19 protein-coding genes are annotated in these 24,579 nt (G+C 66.1%); 10 read left to right on the forward strand and 9 right to left on the reverse strand.

Going from position 1 to position 24,579, the window contains the following annotated elements; all coding sequences use genetic code 11:
- Window positions 1-69 precede the first annotated feature (69 nt).
- Window positions 70-1,455, reverse strand: coding sequence for an exodeoxyribonuclease VII large subunit (xseA, locus tag F0185_RS22680; protein WP_167228317.1), 1,386 nt, complete (start codon window positions 1,453-1,455; stop codon window positions 70-72).
- 1,007 nt (window positions 1,456-2,462) lie between these two features.
- Between xseA and F0185_RS22685 the strand changes: the two genes are divergently transcribed.
- The 10 genes from F0185_RS22685 to F0185_RS34950 all read left to right on the forward strand — a co-directional run bounded on the left by F0185_RS22685 (window position 2,463) and on the right by F0185_RS34950 (window position 12,033).
- On the forward strand, window positions 2,463-3,068 hold the full coding sequence (locus F0185_RS22685; protein WP_167228427.1) for a MotA/TolQ/ExbB proton channel family protein: 606 nt from the start codon (window positions 2,463-2,465) through the stop codon (window positions 3,066-3,068).
- Window positions 3,068-3,511 carry an ExbD/TolR family protein gene (locus tag F0185_RS22690; protein ID WP_166890773.1) on the forward strand — a complete coding sequence of 148 codons (444 nt, stop codon included), beginning with the start codon at window positions 3,068-3,070 and terminating at the stop codon, window positions 3,509-3,511. The genes F0185_RS22685 and F0185_RS22690 overlap by 1 nt, the downstream gene beginning before the upstream one ends.
- A gap of 35 nt (window positions 3,512-3,546) precedes the next feature.
- Entirely contained in the window at window positions 3,547-4,587 is a 1,041-nt protein-coding gene (lpxK, locus tag F0185_RS22695) for a tetraacyldisaccharide 4'-kinase (protein ID WP_167228319.1), read from the forward strand.
- Complete coding sequence (locus F0185_RS22700; RefSeq protein ID WP_099881687.1) at window positions 4,568-4,738, forward strand: Trm112 family protein; 171 nt, start codon at window positions 4,568-4,570, stop codon at window positions 4,736-4,738. The genes lpxK and F0185_RS22700 overlap by 20 nt, the downstream gene beginning before the upstream one ends.
- Before the next feature lie 3 nt (window positions 4,739-4,741).
- Window positions 4,742-5,494 (forward strand): 3-deoxy-manno-octulosonate cytidylyltransferase, encoded by a 753-nt coding sequence (gene kdsB / locus F0185_RS22705; RefSeq protein ID WP_167228321.1) that lies wholly within the window; start codon window positions 4,742-4,744, stop codon window positions 5,492-5,494.
- 187 nt (window positions 5,495-5,681) lie between these two features.
- Complete coding sequence (gene adk / locus F0185_RS22710; protein ID WP_167228323.1) at window positions 5,682-6,338, forward strand: adenylate kinase; 657 nt, start codon at window positions 5,682-5,684, stop codon at window positions 6,336-6,338.
- Window positions 6,339-6,672: 334 nt separating this feature from the next.
- Window positions 6,673-8,817: a sodium-translocating pyrophosphatase gene (locus F0185_RS22715; protein WP_229477146.1), complete on the forward strand. Its 2,145-nt coding sequence runs from the start codon at window positions 6,673-6,675 to the stop codon at window positions 8,815-8,817.
- Between the two features lie 117 nt (window positions 8,818-8,934).
- Window positions 8,935-10,287: a hypothetical protein gene (locus F0185_RS22720; RefSeq protein WP_167228325.1), complete on the forward strand. Its 1,353-nt coding sequence runs from the start codon at window positions 8,935-8,937 to the stop codon at window positions 10,285-10,287.
- Between the two features lie 235 nt (window positions 10,288-10,522).
- Window positions 10,523-11,272: a PEP-CTERM sorting domain-containing protein gene (locus F0185_RS22725; protein ID WP_167228327.1), complete on the forward strand. Its 750-nt coding sequence runs from the start codon at window positions 10,523-10,525 to the stop codon at window positions 11,270-11,272.
- Between the two features lie 32 nt (window positions 11,273-11,304).
- On the forward strand, window positions 11,305-12,033 hold the full coding sequence (locus F0185_RS34950; protein ID WP_229477147.1) for a PEP-CTERM sorting domain-containing protein: 729 nt from the start codon (window positions 11,305-11,307) through the stop codon (window positions 12,031-12,033).
- Between the two features lie 7 nt (window positions 12,034-12,040).
- Here F0185_RS34950 and F0185_RS22735 read toward each other — a convergent pair whose 3' ends face one another.
- From F0185_RS22735 to F0185_RS22770, 8 genes are read right to left on the reverse strand one after another with little or no spacing between them, the layout of a single operon-like run.
- Complete coding sequence (locus F0185_RS22735) at window positions 12,041-13,339, reverse strand: acetyl-CoA hydrolase/transferase family protein (RefSeq protein ID WP_167228329.1); 1,299 nt, start codon at window positions 13,337-13,339, stop codon at window positions 12,041-12,043.
- Between the two features lie 52 nt (window positions 13,340-13,391).
- Complete coding sequence (locus tag F0185_RS22740; RefSeq protein WP_167228330.1) at window positions 13,392-14,966, reverse strand: hypothetical protein; 1,575 nt, start codon at window positions 14,964-14,966, stop codon at window positions 13,392-13,394.
- Window positions 14,918-17,272, reverse strand: a complete 2,355-nt coding sequence (locus F0185_RS22745) for a hypothetical protein (protein ID WP_167228332.1) — start codon at window positions 17,270-17,272, stop codon at window positions 14,918-14,920. Before F0185_RS22745 ends, F0185_RS22740 begins: the two co-directional genes overlap by 49 nt.
- Before the next feature lie 10 nt (window positions 17,273-17,282).
- On the reverse strand, window positions 17,283-18,272 hold the full coding sequence (locus tag F0185_RS22750) for a tetratricopeptide repeat protein (protein WP_167228334.1): 990 nt from the start codon (window positions 18,270-18,272) through the stop codon (window positions 17,283-17,285).
- Window positions 18,269-18,961, reverse strand: a complete 693-nt coding sequence (locus F0185_RS22755; protein WP_167228336.1) for a DUF1266 domain-containing protein — start codon at window positions 18,959-18,961, stop codon at window positions 18,269-18,271. The genes F0185_RS22750 and F0185_RS22755 overlap by 4 nt, the downstream gene beginning before the upstream one ends.
- On the reverse strand, window positions 18,958-20,052 hold the full coding sequence (locus F0185_RS22760; protein ID WP_167228338.1) for a hypothetical protein: 1,095 nt from the start codon (window positions 20,050-20,052) through the stop codon (window positions 18,958-18,960). Before F0185_RS22760 ends, F0185_RS22755 begins: the two co-directional genes overlap by 4 nt.
- Entirely contained in the window at window positions 20,052-22,304 is a 2,253-nt protein-coding gene (locus F0185_RS22765; protein ID WP_167228340.1) for a hypothetical protein, read from the reverse strand. The genes F0185_RS22760 and F0185_RS22765 overlap by 1 nt, the downstream gene beginning before the upstream one ends.
- Before the next feature lie 8 nt (window positions 22,305-22,312).
- Entirely contained in the window at window positions 22,313-24,559 is a 2,247-nt protein-coding gene (locus F0185_RS22770; RefSeq protein WP_167228342.1) for a hypothetical protein, read from the reverse strand.
- Window positions 24,560-24,579: the final 20 nt, after the last annotated feature.

Raw genomic sequence — 24,579 nt, forward strand, 5'->3', positions numbered from 1 at the left:
TGCTTATTGTAATTCGGATGCGCGTTCGTTGCTTATTTGCTTCGTGCCGGCAAAAGGCCTTGCACCCGATTATTCAAGGTGGGCTTGCACGCTGGCCACACCGACCTCGGCGCTGCCCTCGGCCAGGCGCACCGTGAGCGGCTGGCCAGGCTTGATCTGCGCCGGCGAGCGCAGCACGGCGCCTTTGGCGTCGCGCACGATGGCGTAGCCGCGTTCGAGCGTGCGCTGCGGGTTGAGCAGTTCGAGTTGGGCCGCCAGCGCGCCGAGCGCATCGCGCTTCTGGCCGAGCTGGTTGGCCAGGGCGGTGCCGTAGCGGCGCTGCTGCGAGGCGATTTCGCTGCGCAGGGCGCGCACATCGGGCCGATGGCTGGCCCAGCGCGCGCGCAGTTGCGCCAGCACATAGCCCTGGCGTTGGAGCGGCGCGCGCACCGCGTGCGTCATCGCGGTCGACAGCGCCACCAGCTCGAGGCGCTGGTGGCCGATGCGCGCCGACGGGCTGAGCAGGCGGCGTTGCCAGTTGTCCAGGCCCTGGTGCGCATCGTTCAGGGCATGGCGCATGGCGCGGCGCAGGTCGCCGGCATCGGCCGACAGCGACGCGATCCAGTCCGCGCGCGGGGTGGCGGCCAGTTCGGCGGCGGCGGTCGGGGTGGCCGCGCGCAGGTCGGCGGCAAAGTCGGCGATGGTGAAATCGGTCTCGTGGCCGACCCCGGCGATGACTGGCATGCTGCAAGCGGCGATCGCGTGCGCGACCACTTCTTCGTTAAAACTCCACAAGTCTTCGATCGAGCCGCCGCCACGGCATACCAGCAGCACGTCGACCTCGGCCCGGCGCGAGGCCGTTTGAATTGCGCCGGCGATCTTGTCGGCCGCGCCTTGGCCCTGCACCGGGGCCGGGTAGAGCACGATGCGCACGTGCGGCGCGCGCCGCTTGAGCGCGCTCAGGATGTCGCGCAGCGCCGCCGCCTGCGGGCTGGTGACGATGCCGACGCTGCGCGTGAACAAGGGCAGGGGACGCTTGCGTTCCTGGTCGAACAGGCCTTGCGCGCCGAGTTTGTCTTTCAGGCGCAGGAAGGCTTCGTACAGCGCCCCCACGCCGGCGCGCCGGATCGCCTCCACATTGATCTGGTAGTCGCCGCGCGCGCCGTACAGGGTCACCAGCGCGCGCACCTCGACCTTGTCGCCTTCGCGCGGGATGAAACCGGCGTACTGGGCGCGGCCGCGGAACATCACCGCGCGCACCTGGGCCGCGTCGTCCTTGAGCGTGAAATACCAGTGGCCGGAACTGGCCTTGGTGAAGTTGGACACTTCCCCGCTGATCCAGGTCAGGGGAAAGGAGCGCTCGAGCAGGCGCGCCACCTGGGCGTTGAGCGCGCTGACGGTCAGCACGGGAGGAGCGCTAGGCGGCGCGGCGGGCGCGGCAAAAAACGGCGGATCTTGGTCGAAATCGGTTTGCATGGGAAGAGTTCCGGAATAACTGTCCACAAAATTTTAGAGCGGTCATGCTTATGTCACATATCGCGCAAAACGACAAGAGTTTTTTCTAAGTCGATGATTTTAAAAGAAAAAGCCGCGCTGCCGGTTTTCAGTGCAATGCCCGAAAAGCCTGTTAAATCAAGCACTTTGACGATCCCGTCGGGAGTTGCTCACAAAGTTATCCACAGAAATTGTGTGGAAGTTTTTCCGTACTGACAGGAGACGCCCTGCCTCAAACTTGCGCACCGGGTTGCTATCTGTTTGTAATCAAGCACTTGCGTGCTTGCGAACGACATTGCACACAATCTTGTCCACAGAAGCTGTGCAGAACTGCCGGGCTTATCCACCGCGCTGCCCCCGCGCCGGCCCTGCCTGAAATTTAAGCACGACATGTTTTCTACATAAAATCAATGACTTAGTACTTAGTTAAGCGGCTTGCTCACAATGTTGTCCACAAAAGGTGTGCAGAACGCGCGGACTTGTCCACCGCGCTGTATCACGGCGCAAACGGGCGCCTGCATGGCCGTTTTGGGCGACCGGGAGGGTGTTTATCCCCACTTGCATCATAATTGTGCAGAGTCATTTTCTTCAATGAAAGCAAAGACTTGGGACGCAATCGGCGGCTTTGCTCACAATCTTATCCACAAAAGGTGTGCAGAAGATTTTCGCGCCAGCCTGCCTTGTTTTTACGCTTAAAGCATTTTTCCTTTCGAATCAGGTACTTGACTGCCCACCCCCGGTATTGCTAACAATCTTATCCACAGTTTTTGTTCAAAACATCGATGCAATTTTTAATTTTCCACATGCTTAGTTTTTACGCATTGCAAACTTTCCCTTTAAAATCAAGGACATCAGCTTGCTTGGGCCCGCTTGCGCACAATCTTATCCACAGAAGGTGTGCAGAAGTGGACTTGCCGAGTGACAGGCAAACACGTTACATTGCCGGGGTTCGTTCTTATCAAGAATCACCATTCACTCAGGAGTTTGTTTTGCTGCCCATTCTTCAAGCTGCAGGTTGGCCAATCTGGCCGTTGCTGATCGCCTCTCTCGTCGCTTTAGCGTTGATCGTCGAGCGCATTATTTATCTGCGCCGCGCCAAAATCCTGCCACCGCAGTTGCTTGATGAAGTGGTGCGCGTCTATCACAACGGCAAAATCACCAAAGATGTGATCGACTCGCTGGAAAAGAACTCCCCGCTCGGCACCGTGCTCGCCGCCGCCCTGCGCAATGTCGACGCCCCGCGCGACGTCATGAAAGAATCGATCGAAGAAGCCGGCCGCGGCGTGGCCCACGTGCTGGAACGCTTCCTGACCACGATCGGCACCATCGCCTCGCTGGCCCCGCTGATGGGTCTGTTCGGCACGGTGGTCGGCATGATCGAGATTTTTGGCTCGACCAATTCGACCGGCGCCAACCCGGCCCAGCTGGCCCACGGTATTTCGGTCGCGCTGTACAACACCGCCTTCGGTATCGCCATCGCCATGCCATCCCTGATTGCCTATCGCCACTTCCGCGCCCTGGTCGACAGCTTCATCATCGATATGGAATTGCAGGCAGTGAAGTTCGTCGACGTCGTGCACGGTGCCCGCAAATGATGAACTTTCGCCGCGGCCAGAAACGTGAAGATCCAGAGATCAACCTGATCCCCTTCATCGATGTGCTGCTGGTGGTGCTGATTTTCCTGATGGTCACGACCACCTACAGCAAGTTTACCGAGTTGAAGATTACCTTGCCGACCGCCGACGCCGAAAAGGCGTTGGAAAAGCCGTTCGAACTGAACGTCACGGTCGATGCCAAGGGTAACTACACGATCAACAACCAGCCGGTGTCGTTTTCTAACGTCGCCAACCTGGCGTCCGACCTGAAAGCGGCCGCCACGGCCGGCCAGGCCGCGGCCAGCGGCGAAAAGAGCCCGGTGGTGGTCATCAACGCCGACCAGTTCGCGATGCACCAGATGGTCATCAACGTGATGGAAGCGGCGCGCATGGCAGGCTACGACAAGCTGACGTTCGCCGCCCAGACCGGCGAGAAGAAGTAAAACCAGCGCAGGCGAAGCGATTCGCCTGCCGCCTCATGTCTTCCTCCTCTTCCTCCTCCCTCGAAACGACCCTCACGCGCGCCTGGCTGCGGCGCGGCCCGCTCGCTTGCGCGCTGTGGCCGCTCTCCTTGCTGTTTCGCGCCGTCAGCGGCCTGCGCGCGCTGCTGTTCCGGGCCGGCGTGCTCACCTCGACCCGGCTGCCGGTGCCGGTCATCGTGGTCGGCAATATTTTTATCGGCGGCACCGGCAAGACGCCGCTGACAATCTGGCTGGCCGAGGCCTTGCGCGCGGCCGGTTTCAATCCCGGCATCATCTCGCGCGGGCATGGCGGCAGCGACAGCGCCGCGCGCCAGGTCACGCCCGATTCAACCGCGCGCGAGGTCGGTGACGAGCCGCTCCTGATCGCGCGCCGCACCGGCTGCCCGGTGGTGGTGGGGCGCGACCGCGGCGCCGCCGGGCGCGCCTTGCTGGCCGCCCATCCCCAGGTCGACGTGATCCTCACCGACGACGGCTTGCAGCACTACGCCTTGCGGCGCGATATCGAAATCGTGCTGTTCGACGGACGCGGCACCGGCAACGGCTGGCTGCTGCCGGCCGGTCCCTTGCGCGAGGCGCCCTCGCGCCGGCGCGACTTCACCATCGTCAACGCGGCGGAAATCACGCCGGCCTTGCGCCAGGCGGTCGGTGGCGAGCCATTCCGCATGCAGCTGGCCGGCGGCTTCGCCGAGCCCCTGGCGCGTCCGGGCCATCAGGTGGCGCTGGCCAGCCTGCGCGGCCAGCGTATCGTTGCCGCCTGCGGCATCGGCAATCCGCAGCGCTTCTTTACCTTGCTGCGCGGCGCCGGCCTGGAGGTGCGTGAACTGCCGCTGCCGGACCATCACGATTTCCTGGACCAGCCTTTTGTGGCCGTCGATGCGGACATCATCCTGATCACCGAGAAGGATGCAGTAAAATGTGCGCAAATTGAAAATCTCAAATATGACCCGAGACTGTGGGTCGTACCGGTGACGGCGCAGTTAGACGCCGCGCTGGCCCAACAAATTGTGGAGAAATGTCGTGGATGCTCGACTGCTTGATATCCTGGTCTGCCCTGTATGCAAAGGCCCGCTCGAACTGGACAAAAAGGCCCAGGAACTGATCTGCCGCGGCGACCGCCTGGCGTTTCCGATCCGCGACGGCATTCCGATCATGTGGGCCGACCAGGCGCGCAAGATCGAAGCGCTGTAAGCGATGGGCTTCATCGTCATCATTCCGGCGCGCATGGCGTCGACCCGGCTGCCGGACAAACCGCTGGCCGACCTGGGCGGCAAACCGATGGTGGTGCGCGTGGCCGAACGCGCGGCCGCCTCCGGCGCCGAACGGATCATCGTGGCCACCGACCATGAGGCCATCGCTAGCGCCTGCCGCCAGCACGGGGTGGAAGTGTGCATGACGCGCGCCGACCATCCGTCCGGCACCGACCGCATCGCCGAAGTGGCGCGCACCCTGGACCTGGCGCCGGACGCGGTGGTGGTCAACCTGCAAGGCGACGAGCCGCTGATCGACCCGGCCTTGCTGGCCGCCAGCGCCGCCCTGGTCGGGCCTGGCGTGCCGATGGCCACCTGCGCCCATCCGCTGCACGAGGCCGCCGACGCCTTCAATCCGAACGTGGTCAAGGTGGTGCTCGACAAGCTTGGCCGCGCCATGTATTTTTCGCGCGCCACCATTCCGTGGCACCGCGACGGCTTTGCGCAGTCGAAGGATAGTCTGCCGGCGGCCTATGTTGCGCTGCGCCATATCGGCCTGTACGCGTACACGAATGCTTTCCTGCAAACCTATCCGACCCTGGAACCGGCGCCGCTCGAAGCGGTCGAAGCACTCGAGCAGTTGCGCGTGCTGTGGCACGGTTTCCCCATCGCCGTGCATGTCACCAAGAGCGCTCCGGCGGCCGGTGTCGACACGCCTGAGGATCTTGAACGGGTGCGCCTGCATTATGCGAGTTAGCTTTGCTACAGCGCAGCATGCGTTTCGGTTCTCATCCGTAACCGACGCATAGCTTGCGCCAGATCAAGCAAAAAAATGGCGAATACGCCCTCGGATTGGCGTTTTCCGGCACTTTTGTGGTAAGTTTCGTACCAAGGTAGTCAAGTATGCATCGCCACCAATTTTAAAATCTGTTTTAGGAATGTTCATGCGTCTGATTCTGTTAGGAGCTCCTGGAGCCGGCAAAGGCACCCAAGCTAACTTCATCAAGGAAAAATACAATATCCCGCAAATCTCGACCGGCGACATGCTGCGGGCCGCGATCAAGGCCGGCACCGAGCTGGGCGTTGCGGCTAAAAAAGTGATGGATGCGGGCGGTTTGGTGTCGGATGACATCATGATCGGCCTGGTCAAGAATCGCCTCAAGGAATCCGACTGCCAGAACGGTTACCTGTTCGACGGTTTTCCGCGCACCATCGCGCAGGCCGACGCCATGAAAGACGCCGGCATCGACGTCGATTATGTACTCGAAATTAACGTGCCCGACGAATTCATCGTCGAGCGCATGAGCGGGCGCCGTTCCCATCCGGGTTCGGGGCGCGTGTACCACATCACGAACAATCCGCCAAAAGTGGACAACGTGGACGATCTCACCGGCGAAGCGCTGATCCAGCGCGACGACGACAAGGAAGAGATCGTCAAGCAGCGCCTGTCGGTCTACCATAACCAGACCGAAGTGCTGCTGGGTTACTACAACCAGTGGGCGCAATCGGGCTTGCCCGGCGCGCCGAAGTACCGCCGCATTTCCGGCATCGGCCCTGTCGAACAAATCCGCGAGGCGGCGTTCGCGGCACTGTCGGAATAAATGTAGCGAGAACACAAGAGCGGACTTCGGTCCGCTTTTTTGATGGCCGTGCCGTGTGCTAAGGCCCGCTAACATTCGCTCCGTCATTCCCGCCTGCGCGGGAATGACGGAGCTGGGTTTTTGCAGTGAAATCTCGCTGTCAGGGCCCTGCGGTAATCAAAGCATCACCAGTTTGTCCTGCCTTGGCCGCGCTCCGCGGCCGGCGTTCCCGGATTTTTTTTGGATTCAAAGTTTTGCAGTACGCAGTGAGCTTGGCCCATCTCTTTCACTCTGTTGTTGGAGCGGTCTTTCGAATGTGTTGTTGTGTTACTTGATAAAAAAGCGAGGGGACGATATGACAGCAAGATTTCTTGTCTTTGCAGTTGTGTGCGGCGTCATTGCCGTGATTTATGGATTGGTGACGCGTAGCTGGATTCTGCGCCAGGACCCGGGCAACGCCCGCATGCAGGCCATCGCCCAGGCCATCCAGGAAGGCGCCGCCGCCTACCTCGGGCGCCAGTACCGCACCATCGGCATGGTCGGCGTGGTGCTGCTCATCGCCATTGGCGTGCTGCTCGACATGAATACCGCGATCGGCTTCCTGATCGGCGCGGTGCTCTCCGGCGCTTGCGGCTTCATCGGCATGAACGTGTCGGTGCGCGCCAATGTGCGCACCGCGCAGGCCGCCACAAAAGGCATGAACGAAGCGCTCGACGTCGCCTTCAAGGGCGGCGCCATCACCGGCATGCTGGTGGTCGGCCTGGGCCTGCTCGGCGTGACCCTGTTCTACTGGATGCTCACCGCCCAGGCCGCCGGCGGCAGCGCCACCCAGCATGACGTCATCAAGCCGCTCATCGGGCTGGCCTTCGGCGCCTCGCTCATTTCCATTTTCGCCCGCCTTGGCGGCGGCATCTTCACCAAGGGCGCCGACGTCGGCGCCGACCTGGTCGGCAAGGTCGAAGCCGGCATTCCCGAAGACGATCCGCGCAACCCGGCCGTGATCGCCGACAACGTGGGCGACAACGTCGGCGACTGCGCCGGCATGGCCGCCGACCTGTTCGAAACCTATGTCGTCACCCTGATCGCCACCATGCTGCTGGGCGCGCTGATGATGGCCACGCCGGGCGGCGAAGCGGTCATCTATCCGCTGTTGCTGGGGGCGGTGTCGATCATCGGATCGATCGTCGGCTGCTCGCTGGTCAAGGCCAGACCGGGCAAGAAAATCATGTCGGCCCTGTACACGGGCCTGTGGTGGGCCGCCGGCCTGTCGCTGATCGGCTTTGCCGGCGTGACCTGGATGGTCTGGGGCGACGACACCATGCGCATGAAAATGATGGGCTGTGCGCTGGTCGGCATCGTCCTGACCGGCCTGATGGTCTACATCACCGAGTACTACACCGGCACCGACTTCAAACCGGTCAAGCACATCGCCGAAGCGTCCACCACCGGCCACGGCACCAACATCATCGCCGGCCTGGGCGTGTCGATGAAGTCGACCGCCTACCCGGTGCTGGCGGTGTGCGCCGCCATCCTTGCCTCGTACCAGATGGGGCAGTTGTACGGCATCGCGATTGCCGCCACCTCCATGCTGTCGATGGCCGGCATCGTGGTCGCGCTCGACGCCTACGGCCCGATTACCGATAACGCCGGCGGCATCGCCGAAATGTCGGGCATGCCCGAATCGGTGCGCGCCATTACCGATCCGCTGGACGCGGTCGGCAACACCACCAAGGCCGTCACCAAGGGCTACGCCATCGGTTCGGCCGGCCTGGCCGCGCTGGTGCTGTTCGCCGACTACACCCACGCCCTCGAATCGGTCGGCAAGCAGGTCTCGTTCGACCTGTCGAACCCGATGGTGATCGTCGGCCTGTTCATCGGTGGCCTGATTCCCTACCTGTTCGGCGCCATGGCGATGGAAGCGGTGGGGCGCGCCGCCGGCGCCGTGGTGGTCGAGGTGCGGCGCCAGTTCCGCGACATCAAGGGCATCATGGACGGCACCGGCAAGCCGGAATACGACAAGGCGGTCGACATGCTGACCGCCTCGGCGATCCGCGAAATGATCTTGCCGTCGCTGCTGCCGGTGGTGGTGCCGGTGGTGGTCGGCATGCTGCTCGGGCCGGCCGCGCTGGGCGGGCTGTTGATGGGCACCATCGTCACCGGCCTGTTCGTCGCCATTTCCATGACCACCGGCGGCGGCGCCTGGGACAACGCCAAGAAATACATCGAGGATGGCCACTTCGGCGGCAAAGGGTCGGACGCGCACAAGGCCGCCGTGACCGGCGACACCGTGGGCGACCCGTACAAGGACACCGCCGGCCCGGCCGTCAATCCGCTGATTAAGATCATCAACATCGTCGCGCTGCTGCTGGTGCCCTTGCTGCCGGTGACCGGCTGGATCGCGGTGACCGTGCCGCCGGGCCATCCGCCCGTCAATACGGTGGTGCCCGGTCCGGTGGCCCAGGCCATCCCGGCCACCTTGGCCAAGGCCCCCGCGCGCTGAGCGATTCGCATGTGTTCACATGTAATTTTCTTGTGACAATTGATTACTGGTTTCCAAATTGTAAACATCGTAATGTTCATTCTTTACTAATATTTCTAAGTTTGAAGGAACAATGCGATGAAGAATTTGACAACCCGTTTCATCCGCGGTGGCGCCCTTGCCAGCGGCTTGCTTTGCCTGGCCGGCATCACCGCCTGCGGCGGCGACGACGACACGGCGCCCGTGAAACTGCCTGACATGGTGGCGCAGGCGCAAGCGGCGGCGGTCATCGGCGCCCAGCCGACGACGCAATCGGTTGCGGCCGGCCAGAGCGCCACCTTTTCGGTGGCGGCCAGCGGCTCGGGCACGCTGAAGTACCAATGGTGGCGCAACGGCGTCGAGATTCCGGGCGCCACCAACGCCAGCTACACCACGACGGCAGTGACCCTGGCCGACAGTGGCGATGTGTTCAGCGTCGCCGTGCGTAACGACGCCGGCGCCGTCACCAGCAACGCCGTGGCCCTGCAGGTCGAGGGCATCGGCGCGCGCGTGCTGGCCGGCGGCGCCATCGTCCCGGGCCGCGCCCAGACGGACGGCGTCGGCAAGCAAGCCTACTTCCTCTCCGCCGGCGCGATCGCCAACGACGCCGCCGGCAACCTGTTGCTGGTCGATACACAGAACAAGTCGGTGCGCAAGATCACCCCTGCGGGCGTGGTCACCACCCAGATCGCCGGACCGAAAACCACCCCGGCGCTGCAGTTCCCGCGTGATATCGCTGCCGGCCTCGACGGCGTGACCTACGTCACCGACGGCATCAACGAGTCGCCCTCCATTTACGCCTTCAAGATTGCGGCCGACAATGTGATCAGTGCGATCCCCACCGTCGCCACGCTCGGCGACCCGGCCCTCGCCAGCGGCGTGATCGTGCCGCCGGTCGTTACCGCGATTGCGGCCGATGGCGCCGGTAATGTGTACGTGGCCAGCGAAGTGGCGCGTCCCGGCGAGCCGGAGTGCAGCTCCTGTTTCAAACGCGCCATCGTGCGCAAGTTCGGCAAGGATGGATCGGTGACCATCGTGCTGGAAAGCCTGGGCTCGTCCGTGATGGGCGGCGTGACCGACATGGCCGTGGACAAGAACGGCAACCTGTTCGTGGTCAACGACAAAGGCATCCAGAAGGTCGATGCGTCCGGCGTCAAGACCACCCTGGTGGGAGCCGACCAGGCCTTCATCAAAGCCATCGCGCTCGACGCCGGCGGCAAGCTGTACTTCGCCACCGAGCCGTTCAGCGGCCGCCAGAGCCCTTGGCCTGTCAACGCCATCGGCAAGATCGCCCCGGACGGCAAGGTGAGCGTGGCGGCCGATCCGAACGGCAGCGACGCCCGCTTCAAGAGCGCCGCCTGGATCACCCAGCCGGCCGGCCTGGCGACGGACGCCGCCGGCGCGCTGTACGTGAGCGGCAACGGCCGCGTGCTCAAGCTGGTCTTGCCATAAAGCGGGCAGGGCCGCCGTCCGGTCGCCCGACTGGACGGCCACGCTGTCATGGCGGTGCAAAGCTGGCGTTTTAGCGCCACGCTTGCAAAAAATCATCGCCGCCATGAGAGTTATTTTGCGAGCTCAACGTACTATTTCTGTTCGTCGTCCTTGACGCACACGTACTCCTTTCCGCCGGGACGACGCATCCCGGCCGATGCCTGGCCGCTTTCCACAGTGACCACAAGGATGAACGATGAACTCGACGACACGGCTGCTCCTTATTGCAGCGCTCGCTCTGAGCGCCGCTTCCGCCCCTGCGCAAACGCCTGTGCGCATCGATACCGCTGCCTTTTCCATGGTGAACCAGTGGGGCGATGCGCCCGACACGCTGCTGTCGGACAGCAACGGCGTCACCCGCATCGGCCTCAATACCGCGAGCGCCAGCCTGAGCGCCGACACCGCGCGCTACCTGGATGGCAATTTCTATGGCGGCCTGTTCGAGGTGACCGTGAACGCCGGCTACCGGGTCACCGGATTTTCGTTCTCCGGCACCTTTGAAGGTGTGCTCTACGTGCCGCCCAACACGGATGGCACGCCCGGCGACGGCTTCGCCTACAATTCCGGCTACATCGAATTGAGCGCCGGTTCGCGTCCGTACGGGATCTTTTATGGCGAGCATGCCCAGCGCATCGACATGCTCGACGGCGCCATCCCGGTCATGATGTCGAGCGGAGAATTGTCCCTGACCAGCGATTTCAATTTGTCGCTGCAGGGACTGGTCCTGGTGTCGGCCTACCCGACCACCACGCCAGAACATCCGGCCGGCATCGATTCCTTCGCCAGCCTGCGTGTGCGCGATCCTGTTTTTACCATCTACACCTCGGCCGTGCCGGAGCCGGACCGTGTGGCGATGCTGCTGGCCGGGCTGGGTGTGCTGGGATCGGTCGCGATCCGCAAAAAGATAGGTGATTTGCAAGATTGTCAGTATGATCTGCCTTGCTAATACATCAACGTAGCGCTCACCGAAAGAACCTCATGACTTTTTACCTCCCCCATGCCGCGCTGTGCGCACTGGCGCTTGCCAGCGCTCCCGTCTTTGCACAAGGGCCGACCACGCTCGAAGCGTCCCATTTTTCGATCGGCAACAGTTGGGCCTACGAGTCCGATGTCATCACGTCGGACGCCAACGGCGTTACCCGGATCAGCCTGACCGATGCCGCAAAAACGCTCAAGACCGCCACCACCTTCTCCGAAAACGGCGACGGCTACAGCGGCAATTTTTCCGTCACCTTGCGTCCCGGTTACCGGATGACGGGGTTTTCGGTGTCCGGCACCATGTTCGGCGGTCTCGGCGCAATCACCGAGCCGGGTGGCCTGCCTGGCAACGGCAATACCAAGAACACGATGAGGATGGACCTGGGCGCCTACACGCCGGCGACCGGCTCGGTCAGCGACATGCGCGTCGATTACAGCATGATTGACGGCAAGCTCCCGTTTGTGTTGGCCAGTACGCCGCTGTCGCTGACGGGCGAGGTCAGCTTGTCAATGTGGAATATGGTGACCGTGACTTCCTGGCCCTACAACCTGCCCGGCTATCCGGATGGCCCCCCAGGGCAGTTGGTGTACACCCTGGCGTCGATGCAAGTACTCAACCCGACCCTGACCATCTACACCTCGGCCGTTCCGGAGCCGGAAACCTACGCCATGCTGCTGGCCGGCATGGCGGTCATCGGCCTGGCGCGCCGTCGCCGCCGCGCCGCGTAAGGCCGGCCTACAGCACGCACATCCGGTTCGCTTCTTCGCGCAGCGACGCGCGGAAGTCCGGATGGGCGATCGCAATGAGCGCCTGTGCGCGCTGCTTGGCCGACTTGCCGCGCAACTGCGCCACGCCATACTCGGTCACCACATAATTGATGTCGTTCTTGCTGGTGGTGGCGTGCGTGCCGGGCGAAAGCGTGGACACAATGCGCGAAATCGTGTTGTCCTTGGCCGTCGAGGGCAGCACGATGAACGACTTGCCGCCGCGCGAACGGTTCCCCGCCCGCACGAAGTCGACCTGGCCGCCGGTGCCGGAATAGGGCAGGTGGGCGATGCTCTCCGAGCCGCACTGGCCCAGCAGGTCGATCTGCAAGGTCGCGTTGATGGTCATCAGATTGTCGTTTTGCGCCGCCAGGTACGGGTCGTTGGTGAAGTTCGACGGATGCATCTCGATCATCGGATTGTGATGCAAGAATTTGTACAGCTTTTGCGAGCCGAGCGCGAAGGTCGCCACCATTTTGCCCGCCATGAAGGTCTTTTTCCGGTTGGTGACCGCGCCCGCTTCGATCAGGGTCAGGATGCCGTCGCCGATCATCTCGGTGTGGATGCCCAGGTCGTGCTTGGAGGTCAGCTGCATCACCACCGCGTCCGGAATGCCGCCGTAGCCGATCTGCAGGGTCGCGCCGTCGTCGATCATGTCGGCCACGTACTTGCCGATCGCTTCCTGCACCGCGCCGATCTTCGGCAATCCCACTTCCAGGATCGCCTCGTCGCTCTCGACCAGCGCGGTCACCTGCGACACATGCACGTGGCACTGGCCGTGCGCGAACGGCACGTTGGGATTGACTTCGAGGACGATTGCGCGCGCCTTGGCGATGGCCGCCATGGTGTAGTCGACCGCCAGGCTCAGTGAAAAGAAGCCATGTTCATTCATCGGCGAGGCCATGGCGAAGACCACGTCGGCCGGCGTGAGGCCCTGCTCGAACAGGCCGGGCAGCTCGGAAAAGTAATTCGGGATGAAGTCGCACCAGCCGCCCTGGCCGGACGCGCGCGAAGCGCCGCCGAAAAACAGCGAGGCGTGGCGCACGTGATGCGCCGTGTCCTGGTCGAAGTAGCCGAATTTGCGCATGGCGAGAATCTGCGCCACTTTCACGTCGTGAAATTGCTGGCGCTGGCTTGACAAGGCGGTCAGCAGGGTGGGCGGCTCGCCCACGCCGGTCGGCACGACGATCATGTCGCCATCGCGCACGAGGCGCAGGGCATCAAGCGGGGTGGTGAGCTTTTGCTGGTAAAGCTGGTGCGGGGTTTGCATGGCTGTCTCCTTTATTATGCGTAAATAGTACCGCAGGAAACTGACCAAGCGCTTACTGCAAACGCGCGCGCCAGCGTTCGGCCTCGTCGTCGCGGCCGAGCGCTTGCAGGGCGTTGACCACGCGGCCGATATAGTCGGCCGGGCGGTGCTCGGGCGCGCGATGGCCTTGCGCGAAATCCCACAGGCGCTGCGCCGCGTCGGCGATGCCCGCGTTGTCATCGGCGTCGAGATAGTAGCGCAGCAGGCCTTCATGCTGCTCCCCGAACGGGATCACCGCCAGGCCTTTTTCGTGCAGCACCGGGATGCGCGCGTCAAGCGGGTCCAGCGCGCGGTAACGGTTCGCCAGCTTGCAGCACAGGATGGCGTAAAGACGGATGTGGGCGTCGCGGAACATGCCGGCGCCGGTCTCGAAAAAACGCTCGAACTGCACCAGCGCCTGTTCGTCGTAGCGCGTGGCCAGCGCCGCGACCACGTCATGCGGCCAGGGTTCGTGCAACGGCAACTGCTGTTGCGTCTCTTGCGTCAGTTGCATGGCGATGCCGTAGCACCAGCCGGCGCTGGGCGAGTCGATGAAGGGCATGGCCAGCGCCTGCGCCACGCCGTGCACGCGCATGCGGCACAGCCAGAGCTTCGGCACCACATCCGAATTGGCCAGGGCCGGATCGCGCACCGCCGCTTCCAGCAGGGGCAGGGCGCGCGCCGCGTCCTGTTGCGCAAACAGGTGCAGGCCCTGCACCGCGTCGATGGCCGGGTGGCCCGGCGCGCGCTCGCGCGCCAGTTGCAGGTAGGCGGCATGCACGCCTGTCGGCGCGTCGCGGCCGGCGGCATAGGCCAGGGTCAGCGGCCAGTACGGGCTGGGCGAGCGTCCCAGGTCGACCTGCTCCTGCGCCATCAGGCGGCCGCGCCCGGACGAGGCCGGGCGCTCGTTGAAGACCGATTCGAACGCCAGCGCCGCCGCTTCATCGGTGCGGCCGGCTTCCATCAGCCAGTCGAGCAGCACGGCGTTGGTACTGTCGTCGTTGTCGGTGTAGGTGCCGTAGCGGCCTTGCCGTGCCCAGGCGATGGCAAGATCGTGCCGGCCGAGCCGGAACTGCGCATTCGCTTCGAGCCGCGCGATGCGGATCTCGAGATCGCGCCGGTTGGCTGGCGCCATGCCGGCCGGCCGCAGGGCACGGATATGCCCCGCCACGAAGCTCATGCGCTCCGGCGCCAGGCGCGCCAGGTCGCGCGCCAGCGTCAGGCAATCGTTCCATGCCAGCGTGCCGCCGTCGTCGAGCATCCGGCGCAGCGCCGCCATCCCTTCGGCCTGCGCGTGCCCGCTGTCGCCCTCGCGCAGATAGCTGCGCCCGCGCAGGATGGCCAGCTGCGCCCCGTCCCAGGCGCGATAATCGGCGCGTTCCGGATCGGCCAGGCGCAGCGCGTACTGCGCGTCCAGGCAGCGGCGCTCGAGTGCAAACGCGCCGGCCTCGCCGCTCTGGTCGATCAGGCGCTGCCAGCGCTGGTCCACGTCGCGGTACCGGGGCGTGCGCGCGAGCGCAGCGACGGCCGCCTCGAGCGAGCGCAGGGTGGGCGCCATGGTCACCAGCGCTTCCACCACGGTCGCGCCGTGGCCGGCGCGCTGGCGCATGCGGCGATGCCGTCAACGATGTCCGCGCGCAGCGAGGCGTGCCACGTCAGGCCCGGCCGGATATGGTGCGCGGTGCGCGACAGAGTGGCCTGGAAGCGCTCGAACGGCGCCATCGTGCCGTTGGTCGTGTGGCGTTCTTCGCTTTCGGTGAGCTGCTCCAGCGCCTCCATGTACAGCGCGTGCGCGCGTTGGGGCTGGCCGGCCGTGCGCAGCGCGTGCGCCGCAACCCGGCTGGTGCCGGCCACGGCGGCCGCCCTTACCGCCGGCAGCAAGGCTTCCAGGCGCGGCAAGGCGTCGCCCGGCTGCGTATGCATCATGGACGACAGTACCTCGACCAGCGTGCCCAGGTAGGTTTTTTCGAGCACGGCGCGGGTCTGCTCGTTGGCACCGCGCCACCATTGTTCCAGCCGCTCGAGCCAGATGGCGATGTCGGCGTCGCGCCCCAGGCGGTGCAGGGCCGCGCAGACATGGTCTATGTAGAGGGCCGGGTGGTGCTGGGTTTCGCCATGTGCGGCCGCGCTGTGCCACAGCATCTCGGCGCTGTCGACGATGCCCGCATCGTTGCGGTCCATCCGGTGGCAGCTCAGGATGCCGTCGTAGTGGTGCGGCAGGGCGCTGGCGCCAATGCCTTTGTGATGAAGCGCGAGCGCGCCCGCGGTGTCGCCAAGGATGTCGCGGTAGTAAATGGCCAGGTTATTGCACAGCATTGCATAGGCAGGTGCGAAGCCATCGCCGCGATGACCGGTCGCGCCGGCGAGGTAGGCGTCGAAGCGCGCCAGTCCCAGTTCGTAGTAGCGTGCGACAAGCACCGCCGCAGCTTCCTTGGGATTGATCACCACTCCCAGCAGGTGTTCGTCGAACAGGCTCTCGAGGTGTACGCCGGCCTCGTAGCAGGCGTGCGCGCCTGCCGCTGGCACCAGCGGCAGCGCCAGCGCGGCCAGCGCGCCATGCACGTGGATGCGCGCCAGCCACAGCTTGATGACCAGGTCCGATTTCGCCAGCGAGGGGTCGCGCACCGCCGCTTCCAGCAGCGGCAGGGCGCGCCGGTAGTCGCCCGCCGCCTTGATCAGGTACAAGCCTTCGACCGCGTCGATGGCCGGATGATCCGGCGCGAGCGCGCGCGCCAGCGCCAGCTGGCGGCCCACATACGGTGCCTCGTCCTCGCCTTCGCGCACGCTTGCGCAGACCTCGCTCCCGGTCATGCCGGCGCAAGCGAGCGCCAGCTGCCAGTAAGGCTGGCCGTCCAGGCCTTCGGCGAGCGCCTGCCCGGTCGCCCCCAAGGCGTGCGTCCCGGTGCTCTCTTGCTCATGGTAGACCACATCGAAGGCCAGCCTGGCGGCGTCGGCGTGGCGGCCCGCCTCGAACAGCCATTCGAGCATGAGGCCGCTGTAGCGGTCGTCCTCATCGCCCGTGATGACGGTGCGCGCCAGCGCGATCTTGTCGAGCGCCTGCCCGAGCGCGCCCTGGCGCCGCAGGGCCAGCGCTTCGAGCCGGGCGACGCGCACGTCGATGTCGCGCCGGGCGAACATCAGCGCCTTGTCGGGAATGCGCGCGCGCGCCTGGCGCACAATGCCGTCGATCGCCTCGGGCACGATCTCGACCAGTGAGTGACCGAGGCTTAGCCAATCACCATGATCGATCTCCTGGTCGGCGCCGGCGCTGGCCAGCACCTCGATGGCGCGCGCGCCGAACTGCCTGGCCTCCTCCTCACGACCTTCCAGCTTGAAGCTGTGCGCGGTGCTGATGGCCATCAGCGTGTCGTCCCAGGCCTGCGCGCTTGCGCGTGCCGGGTTGGCCCGCGCCAGCGCATGACGTCCGAGCGCGCAGCGGCGCGCCAGCTCGTATGCGCCGGCGTCCACGCTTTGGTCGGCCAGGTGTCCCCAGGCCTGCTCGTACTGCAGGTCGGCGGGCAGGGCGGACAGCAGCGCATACGCGGCTTCAAGGCCGGCGCAAAACGCGCCATGGTCGCCCAGCGCGTGCAGCGGCTCCATGCGAAAGAATGCCAGGTTCAGCGGCCATCTGCCACGTTCGTCCCCGGGCAGTGCGTCGACCAGCTGGACGCCATCGGTGTCGATCACGCGCAGGGCCGCAAGCGGTTCGCCCGCGCCCAGCCACAGGCTGTACAGGCGGCGTACGTTGGGCAGCGTGTCGGCGCGGTAGCGCCCCGCGTCCATCATGGACTTGAGGCTGGCGCGGATCAGCGCGGGGTCGATCCCGGCTTCCTGCTGCTGCGCGCGCGCGGCTTCGGCCTGGTCCAGGAAAGCGTCGAGACGGCTGGCGCTGATGATGTCGGGATGGTTGCTCATGGGGGCGAAATCAGATTGGATGATAAAAGGTACGGTTCGCCACGGTAAAGTTGTCGTGCGCATAGAAGTCGTCGCGCTCGTACTGCCCGCCCATCGCGCGGGCTTCGGCGAACAACTGGCGTGCGCGCGCGATGTCCTTGGCGACGCCGGCCGCACCGGTGGCGTACAGCGAGGCCAGGTTATGCGCCGCGCAGGCGTCGCCGAGTGCCTTGGCTTTTTCCAGCAAGCTTACGGCCTCGGTTCCGCTGTGCGCAACGCCTTCGCCCACGTAGTGCAGCGCGCCCAGTAGTCCGAGTGCTGCTGGGTTGTTCGCCGCAGCCAGCGGCGCCAGCACGGCGAGTGCGTCGTCACTGGCCCGGTTGATGACCAGATCGATAGCGGCAGCGAGCGTGGCATGCGCCGGATCGTGGCGTCTGGCGTGCAGTATCACAATGAGCCGACCCACGAGAAACTCTTGCATGCACAGTTTCGCCCACACGACATCGCCCTCCGCATCATAAAATCGATGCGCGTAGGAGCGCCCGCCGGTTTGCAGCCCGCCGCTGCCGATCGAAAAGCCGCGAAACTCGATCGGGCTGTCCCAGCACGCCTCGTGCACGATGGGCGTTTGGCGTTGCGTGGCGTCGATCGGCGTGAAATGCGTACTTGCGCACACCAGGCACCTGGGTGGCGCTTTGCGATGGGGCAGGTGCTCGTACAGCCAGCGGAAATCGTCGTCCTCGATCTCCAGCAGGTCGTCGTCGATGCCCTCGTAGCCGCTGCGATCGGCCCGGCGCCGCAAACCGGCGGCGGTGGCGAACTCGCGCTCGCCGGGAATGCGCTCGACCCAGGAAGCGCCCTCGCATTCATGGCACCAGGCCTGCTGCAGCAGCATGGCGCTGAAATGGGCGGCGTGGCGCCCGCCCGCCTCCGGTAAATCGGTATACGAGCGTCCGATCGACGGAAACGCGAACTCCTGCGCGCAGCCGGTGCATTTCATCGGATTGTAATGGATGGTCATGGCGTGGCCGGCGCCTCGAACAGCACCGGGCCGTGCCAAGGCATGCGGCGCCACGGGTGGCTGCGTGTGCCCAGCCACTGCGCGAGTTTGGCCTCGTCGAATGCCACGCCCAGGCTGTCGGCGCGCGCGCCGGCGATCCATTGCTGGCGTCCGCGCGCGAGCGCGGCGCCGAACTCCTGCCAGCTGCCGAAGCAATCGCTGGCGCGTTGCGCGTTCTGGTACAGCACTTCCCATTGCAGTGCCGGATCGATCCAGCCGAGCAAGGTGGCGCTGCGCACCGCGAAGGCCACGCGCGCCGAGGCGAACGCCATCGCCGCGCGCGGATCGTCATCGAGGCGCAGGCGATCGAGATCGATGCGGAACCAGTGCCGCCGCAGCACGTCGGGCAGCGCGGCGCGGATCGCGTTGTCGTCGATGTTGGCGCGCAGGCCGAGGATATGCAGCAGGCTGGCGCGCAGCACTTGCGCCTGCTGCGGCGTGAGTGCCCGCGCTTTCGGGTTGGCGTAGGCGGCCATGTCGCGCGCCTGCGCAATCGGGTGCGCCAGCGCCAGCGCGCGGTTCTGGCGCGCGTCGAACTTGTAGCGCAGCTTGACGCTGCCCGGTTTTTTGGGCGGGCGGCTTGTAAACAGGTGTGCGATCCCGGCGTAGATCGCCCACCCGAACAGGGCAACGAAGGCCAGCGTCATCATCGCGCGCTCCTCACCGCGTGCGCCACGCCCGGGTGCAGCGCGAGACCCTGCAATTGCTCGGGCGCGCGCGCGGCGGCGATCCACTGGGCCAGCACCGACGGCGCCGCCAGGCGCGGGAACAGGGCGGGGAAGTGCTGGGCGACGAACAACTGGTCGGCCTCGTCGCGCGCATCGTCCACCATTGCCCAGCCCGAGGGCAGGCGCACCATGCCCATCGAGAGCGCGTCCGGCGGCGTATGGATGTCGCTGTCGACACCACGCAAAAACGCCAGCAGCTCGCCGTGGAAACGCTCCACCGGCGGCCGATTGAGCTTGCCCTTGATCTGGTCGAAGCGCAGGCGGCCGCCGTCGACGACGTGGGCGCTGATGGTGATGTGCGCATGGCCGTTGCCGCTGCGGTAGCTGAACAGGCGCATCTGGCCCGCTTCGCAGGCCGCCGCGTAGTGTTCACCGTAGCCGCCGCGCAGGCTGCGCCGGTCGCTGAACTGGCCCAGGCAGTGGCGCATCACCTGGCTTTCGAAGGCCATCTCCTCGCGCAGCTGCGGGCTTGATGGCAGCAGTTCGACCACGCTGCCGGCCTCGCCCTGCCAGCGTGTTGCCACCGCGTCCGGCTGGTGTTCGCGCCAGCCGGACGCGCTCTTCGCTTCGAACGCGGCGTGTTCGGCGCTCCACAGCGCCAAGGCCTGGCGGCAGTTGACGCGCTGTAGCTTGCCCTCGAGCGCGGTGCCCTGGCGCGCACCCAAGAATTCGACCAGCTTCGCTTCCATCGCAAGCAGCTCGGGGCCGTCGGGCGCGAGCCACCACATGGCCTCGCCCGCATCCTTGCCCAGGCGCGCCGTCACCCATTGGGGCACGGCGGCCGGTGCGAACAGGGCGCGCGCCTGCTCGCTTGACGCGATGCGCGCCAGCGCCGGTTCGGGCGCGTCCAGATTGCCGACCGCGTAGCGGAAGAAGTGATTGGCCAGCCACTCGGCCACCTCGGGCGCATCGCCGCGCTGCGCGCTGCGGCGGGCGATGGCCTCTTTGAGCGCCGGGGCGTTGACCACGTCGCGCGCGCCGTAGGCGCTGGTTTTCGATTGGGTCGTCGCCATTACCACACCTTCCACCAGGGCTTGGCCTGGGCGTCCGGGCGCCGGCACTGGTCGAGTCCCGCGAGGATCGACGCGCGCTGCGCTTCGTGCCAGGCATTGCCCGCGACCACGTGACCGAGCGCCTCCAGGTACAGCTGTTCGGCGCGCGCGAGCTGACCGGCGCTGCGCAGGGCATGCGCCGCTGTAGCGCACATGATCGGACAGGCCGCCGCCGACACTGCCGGCAGCATGGGGTCAAGGCGCAGCATGGCGTCGCCCGGCTGCGTATGCGCCATGTAAGCGAGCACCAATACCAGGGCGCCCATGTATTTTTGCTGGTGCGCGGAGCGCTGCTTGTGGTCCAGGCGAGCCCACCACTCGTCGAGCCGCTGCAGCCAGATGGCGATATCGGCGTTGCGCCCGAGCTTGTGCAGCGCGGCGACGACGTCGGGGATGTAGGCGGTGGGCAGATGCGCGCTGTAGCCGTGGTCGGCGGCGAAGTGCCAAAGATGTTCCGCGCTGTCGATCAATGCGGCGTCGTCGCCGAGGGCGGTGTAGCAGTTCACCGCGCCTTGAAAGTGTTCCGGGAAGCGGGCGGCGGCATGGCCCTTCTGATGCAGCGCCAGCGCCACGGCAGGCTCCGACCGGTAAAAGTAGTGGTGGGCGGCCAGGCCGATGCACAGCGCCGAACAGACTTTTGCATTGCCATCGCCCGTATCACCCTCGCCGCTGGCGACAAAGGCGTCGAAGCGCGCCACGCCCGCTTCGTAATAGCGCGCGCGCAGCACCTGCAGGTCGGCCCGCGCCACCGTTACGCCTTCAGGCAGCACGTCATTAAGGGCGTAACCGAGATGCATGCCGACGTCGTTGCACGCCACGCCGCTCGCCGCCGGCACGAACGGCATGGCCAGCGCGGCCGGCGCGCCATGCACATGGATGCGCGCCACCCACAGCTTGAAAACCAGGTCCGCATGCGCGAGCGAGACGTCGCCCACGGCCGCCTCCAGCAGCGGCAGGGCGGCGTGGTAATCGCCCGCCGTTTTGATCAACAGCAGGGCCTCGATCGCATCGGCCGCCGGGTGGGGGCCGCTGTGCGCGCGCGCCAGCGCCAGGTGACGCCGCACGTAGGCCGCTTCGTCCTCGCCGGCGCGCACCCCGGCGCTGGCGGCGGCCATGCCGGCAAAGGCCAGCGCAAGGTGCCAGTACGGCTGGCCCGCCAGGCCATCGTCGAGCGCGCGTTGCGTGACCGTGAGCGCATGCGCGGCCGAGTAGGGATGCTGGTGGAAGATCGATTCGAAGGCCAGGCGCGCGCTGTCCTCATGGCGCTGCGCTTGCATCAGCCAGTCGAGCAGGACGGCGTTACAACGGTCATCCTTGTCTTGCTCCAGGACGATCCGTCCCAGCCGCATGTGGGCCAGTGCCCGGTCGAGCTCCCCTTGGTAGTACAGGCCCATTGCGTCGAGCCGCGCGATGAGCACGTCGATCTCGCGCAGCCTGAACACCCCACTGCCCGCCGGAATGCGCGCGCGCGCCTGCGCCACGATGCCGGCCACGGCGTCCGGTACGATCTCCGCGAGCTGGTAGCCCAGCCGGATCCATTCGTCGTGGCCGGTATTCTGGTCGGCGCCGGCGTTGGCACTGGCGAGGATGTCGATGGCGCGGCGGGCGGCCAGCCTGGCCTGCTCCTGGTCGCCTTCGCGCCAGAAGCTGCCGGCCTGGCGCCGCGCCAGCCTGGCATCGTTCCAGACATGGAAAGACGCCTGTGCCGGGTCGGCGGCGATGCGGGCGTGGCAAGCCTGGGCACTGCGGCGCTCCAGCGCGTGCGCGCCCGCTTCCCGTATTTTCAGGTCGAGATAGTTCCAGGCGCTGACGTGATCCGGCGAATCAGGCAGTGATGCCAGCAACGTCACGGCGGCGTCGAGCGCCGCGTGCAGGGCGGTGGCGTCACCCTGCGCGATGTGCGCGTCGATGCCCCACATGGCCAGCCTGATATGCCATTGCGCCCGTTCGGCCTGCGGCAGCGCAGCGACCACATCGCGCCCGTCGCCTTCGAGCAGGCGCAGTCCGGCAAGCGGGTCGCGCGCGCGCAACCACAGCTGGAACAGGCGGTGCACGCTGCCCATGGTGTCGGCGCGGAAGCACTGGCGCTGCATGGCGCTCTTGAGGCCCGCGTGGATCAGTTCCGGGTCGAGTTCGGCCCTGGCCTGCTGTTCGAGGGCGGCTTCGGTCTGGTCGAGGTAGGCGTCGAGCCCGGTTGCGCTGAGAATAGTCATGTCTCAGGTTACCAGAGCTTCCACCAGGGTTTGGCCTCGCGCTGCAGGCGCTTGCATTCTTCGAGATTCTGGAGGATCGCCGTGCGCTGCGACTCATGCCAGTCGTCGCCCGACTTGATGTAGCGCAGGCCATCCCGGTACATCGCTTGCGAGCGTTCGAACTGGCCCAGGCTGCGCAGCGTGTCGGCCGCGATGCGGCTGGTGTAGGGCGAACCGGCGCCAGGCACCGACGGCAGCACGCTTTCCAGGCGCAGCATGGCGTCGTCCGGCTGCGTCTGCGCCATGTAGTACAGCACCGATACCAGCGCGCGCGTGTAGTTGTTCTGGTTGTCCGCGCGCTCGTCCTGGCCGACGCCGGCCCACCAGTCGTCCAGGCGCTGCAGCCAGATGGCGATGTCGGTGTCGCGCCCGAGCCGGTGCAGGGCGGCGGCGGCATCGTCCACGTAGTCGGTCGGATCGTGCCGGCTGTAGCCGTGGTCCGCCGAGAAGTGCCACAGATGCTCGGCGCTGTCGACCACGGCGCTGTCGTTGCCGAGCTTCTGGTGGCTGCGCATCACGCCCTCGAAGTGTTCCGAAAATGGGCTGGCGGCGATGCCTTTGTGGTGCAGGGCCAGCGCCGCGGCGGCGTCGGATTTGTCGTAGCGGTAGTGGATCGCCAGGTTATTGCACAGCATCGAGTAGACGTGCGCTTCACCGTCGCCCGGATGGCCCTGGCCGCTGGCGACAAACGCTTCGAAGCATGCCAGGCCGGCCTGGTAGTAGCGCGCGCCGAGCGCCTTCGCCTGTTGTTGCGGTACTGTCAGGCCCTCGGGCAGCGCATCGTTAAGCTCGGACCCAAGCATCACGCCGATGTTGTAGCACGACAGGCCGTTCGACGCCGGTACGAACGGCATGGCCAGCGCGGCTTGGGCGCCGTGCACGCGGATGCGCGCCACGATGAGCTTGAAGACGACGCTCGACTGCAGCAGCGCCGGGTCGCGCGCCGCCGATTCCAGCAAGGGCAAGGCGCGCGGGTAGTCTTGCGCCGAGGCGATCAGCCACAGTGCTTCGACCGCGTCGGCGGCGGGCTGCGCGCCGCCCCCGGCGCGCGCCAGCGCCAGATGGCGGCCGATGTAGGCGGCCTGGTCTTCGTCGCCGCGCACCCCGGCGGTGGCGTCGGCCATGGTGGCGCAGGCCAGTGCCAGATGCCAGTATGGCTGTTGCGGCGTGCCGTCGCCGGCGACGCGCTGCGCCGCCGCTGCCGCATGCGGCGCTGATATCCGGCGCTCGTACAAGACCGATTCGAAGGCCAGGCGCGCCGCCGCGTCGTGCCGTCCCGCTTCCAGCAGCCAGTCGAGCATGAGGGCGCCGATGTGGTCGCCGTCATCGTCGAGCAGGGTGACACGCCCCAGTTCCAGCCTGGCCAGCGCCTGGTCGAGCGCGCCTTGCTGGTGCAGGGCGCGCGCTTCCAGGCGCGCGATGCGCACGTCGATATTCCGACGCGGGAAAAACACGGTCGCCGCCGGGATGCGCGCGCGCGCCTGCGCCACGATGCCCGCGACCGCGTCGGGCAGGACCTGCACCAGCGCATTGCCGGCGCGCAGCCAGTCGTGATGGTCGATATCCTGGTCCGGCGCGGCCCCGGCCAGGATGCCGATGGCGCGTTCGCCGGCCTGCCGCGCCAGCGTCGCGTCGCCTTCCAGCGCGAAGCTGTGCGACTGGCGGATGGCCAGTTGCGCATCGTCCCAGGCGCGGTAAGCGGCGCGCTCCGGGTCGGCGCGCTGCAAGGCGTTGCGCGCTTCGGCGCAGCGGCGCGTGACGGCGTGCACGCCGAAGGCCGCGCTTTCCTCGTCCAGGTATTCCCAGGCGCGGTCGTAGGCTAGCGATTCCGGCAACGATACCAACAGCGCCAGCACGTCTTCGAAGGCGGCCTGCACGGCGCCGCGATCGCCCTGCGCGATCCGCGCTTCCACGCGCCAGATGGCCGCGCTGACCTGCCATGCGGGCCGTTCGGAACCCGGCAGGGCGGCCAGCGCCGCGCGGCCGTCGCCGTCGAGCAGGCGCAGGCCGGCCGCCGGCGCGCGCGCGCGTATCCACAAGCGGAACAGGCGGCGCACGCCGCCCATGGTGTCGGCATGGAAGTGCTGGCTTTCGAGCGCGGTTTTCAGGCCGGCGCCGATCAATTCCGGGTCGAGCTCGGCCTCCACCTGCTGTTCGAGGGCGGCTTCGGTCTGGTCGAGGTAGGCGTCGAGCTGGCTGGCGCTGAGGATATTCATGTGTGGGATGCCGGTTGTGC

The sequence above is a fragment of the Massilia rubra genome, from assembly GCF_011682065.1.
In the GTDB taxonomy this organism is placed as follows: domain Bacteria; phylum Pseudomonadota; class Gammaproteobacteria; order Burkholderiales; family Burkholderiaceae_D; genus Telluria_A; species Telluria_A rubra.

Excerpts from the sequence above, each read along its gene's own strand:
- F0185_RS22715 (WP_229477146.1), top strand. The coding sequence starts at position 6,673 with ATGACAGCAAGATTTCTTGTCTTTGCAGTTGTGTGCGGCGTCATTGCC.
- F0185_RS22765 (WP_167228340.1), bottom strand. The coding sequence starts at position 22,304 with ATGACTATTCTCAGCGCAACCGGGCTCGACGCCTACCTCGACCAGACC.
- lpxK (WP_167228319.1), top strand. The coding sequence starts at position 3,547 with ATGTCTTCCTCCTCTTCCTCCTCCCTCGAAACGACCCTCACGCGCGCC.
- adk (WP_167228323.1), top strand. The coding sequence starts at position 5,682 with ATGCGTCTGATTCTGTTAGGAGCTCCTGGAGCCGGCAAAGGCACCCAA.
- F0185_RS22740 (WP_167228330.1), bottom strand. The coding sequence starts at position 14,966 with ATGCGCCAGCGCGCCGGCCACGGCGCGACCGTGGTGGAAGCGCTGGTG.
- xseA (WP_167228317.1), bottom strand. The coding sequence starts at position 1,455 with ATGCAAACCGATTTCGACCAAGATCCGCCGTTTTTTGCCGCGCCCGCC.
- F0185_RS22760 (WP_167228338.1), bottom strand. The coding sequence starts at position 20,052 with ATGGCGACGACCCAATCGAAAACCAGCGCCTACGGCGCGCGCGACGTG.
- F0185_RS22735 (WP_167228329.1), bottom strand. The coding sequence starts at position 13,339 with ATGCAAACCCCGCACCAGCTTTACCAGCAAAAGCTCACCACCCCGCTT.
- F0185_RS22690 (WP_166890773.1), top strand. The coding sequence starts at position 3,068 with ATGAACTTTCGCCGCGGCCAGAAACGTGAAGATCCAGAGATCAACCTG.
- F0185_RS22745 (WP_167228332.1), bottom strand. The coding sequence starts at position 17,272 with ATGAGCAACCATCCCGACATCATCAGCGCCAGCCGTCTCGACGCTTTC.
- F0185_RS22755 (WP_167228336.1), bottom strand. The coding sequence starts at position 18,961 with ATGATGACGCTGGCCTTCGTTGCCCTGTTCGGGTGGGCGATCTACGCC.
- F0185_RS34950 (WP_229477147.1), top strand. The coding sequence starts at position 11,305 with ATGACTTTTTACCTCCCCCATGCCGCGCTGTGCGCACTGGCGCTTGCC.
- F0185_RS22750 (WP_167228334.1), bottom strand. The coding sequence starts at position 18,272 with ATGACCATCCATTACAATCCGATGAAATGCACCGGCTGCGCGCAGGAG.
- F0185_RS22770 (WP_167228342.1), bottom strand. The coding sequence starts at position 24,559 with ATGAATATCCTCAGCGCCAGCCAGCTCGACGCCTACCTCGACCAGACC.
- kdsB (WP_167228321.1), top strand. The coding sequence starts at position 4,742 with ATGGGCTTCATCGTCATCATTCCGGCGCGCATGGCGTCGACCCGGCTG.
- F0185_RS22725 (WP_167228327.1), top strand. The coding sequence starts at position 10,523 with ATGAACTCGACGACACGGCTGCTCCTTATTGCAGCGCTCGCTCTGAGC.
- F0185_RS22720 (WP_167228325.1), top strand. The coding sequence starts at position 8,935 with ATGAAGAATTTGACAACCCGTTTCATCCGCGGTGGCGCCCTTGCCAGC.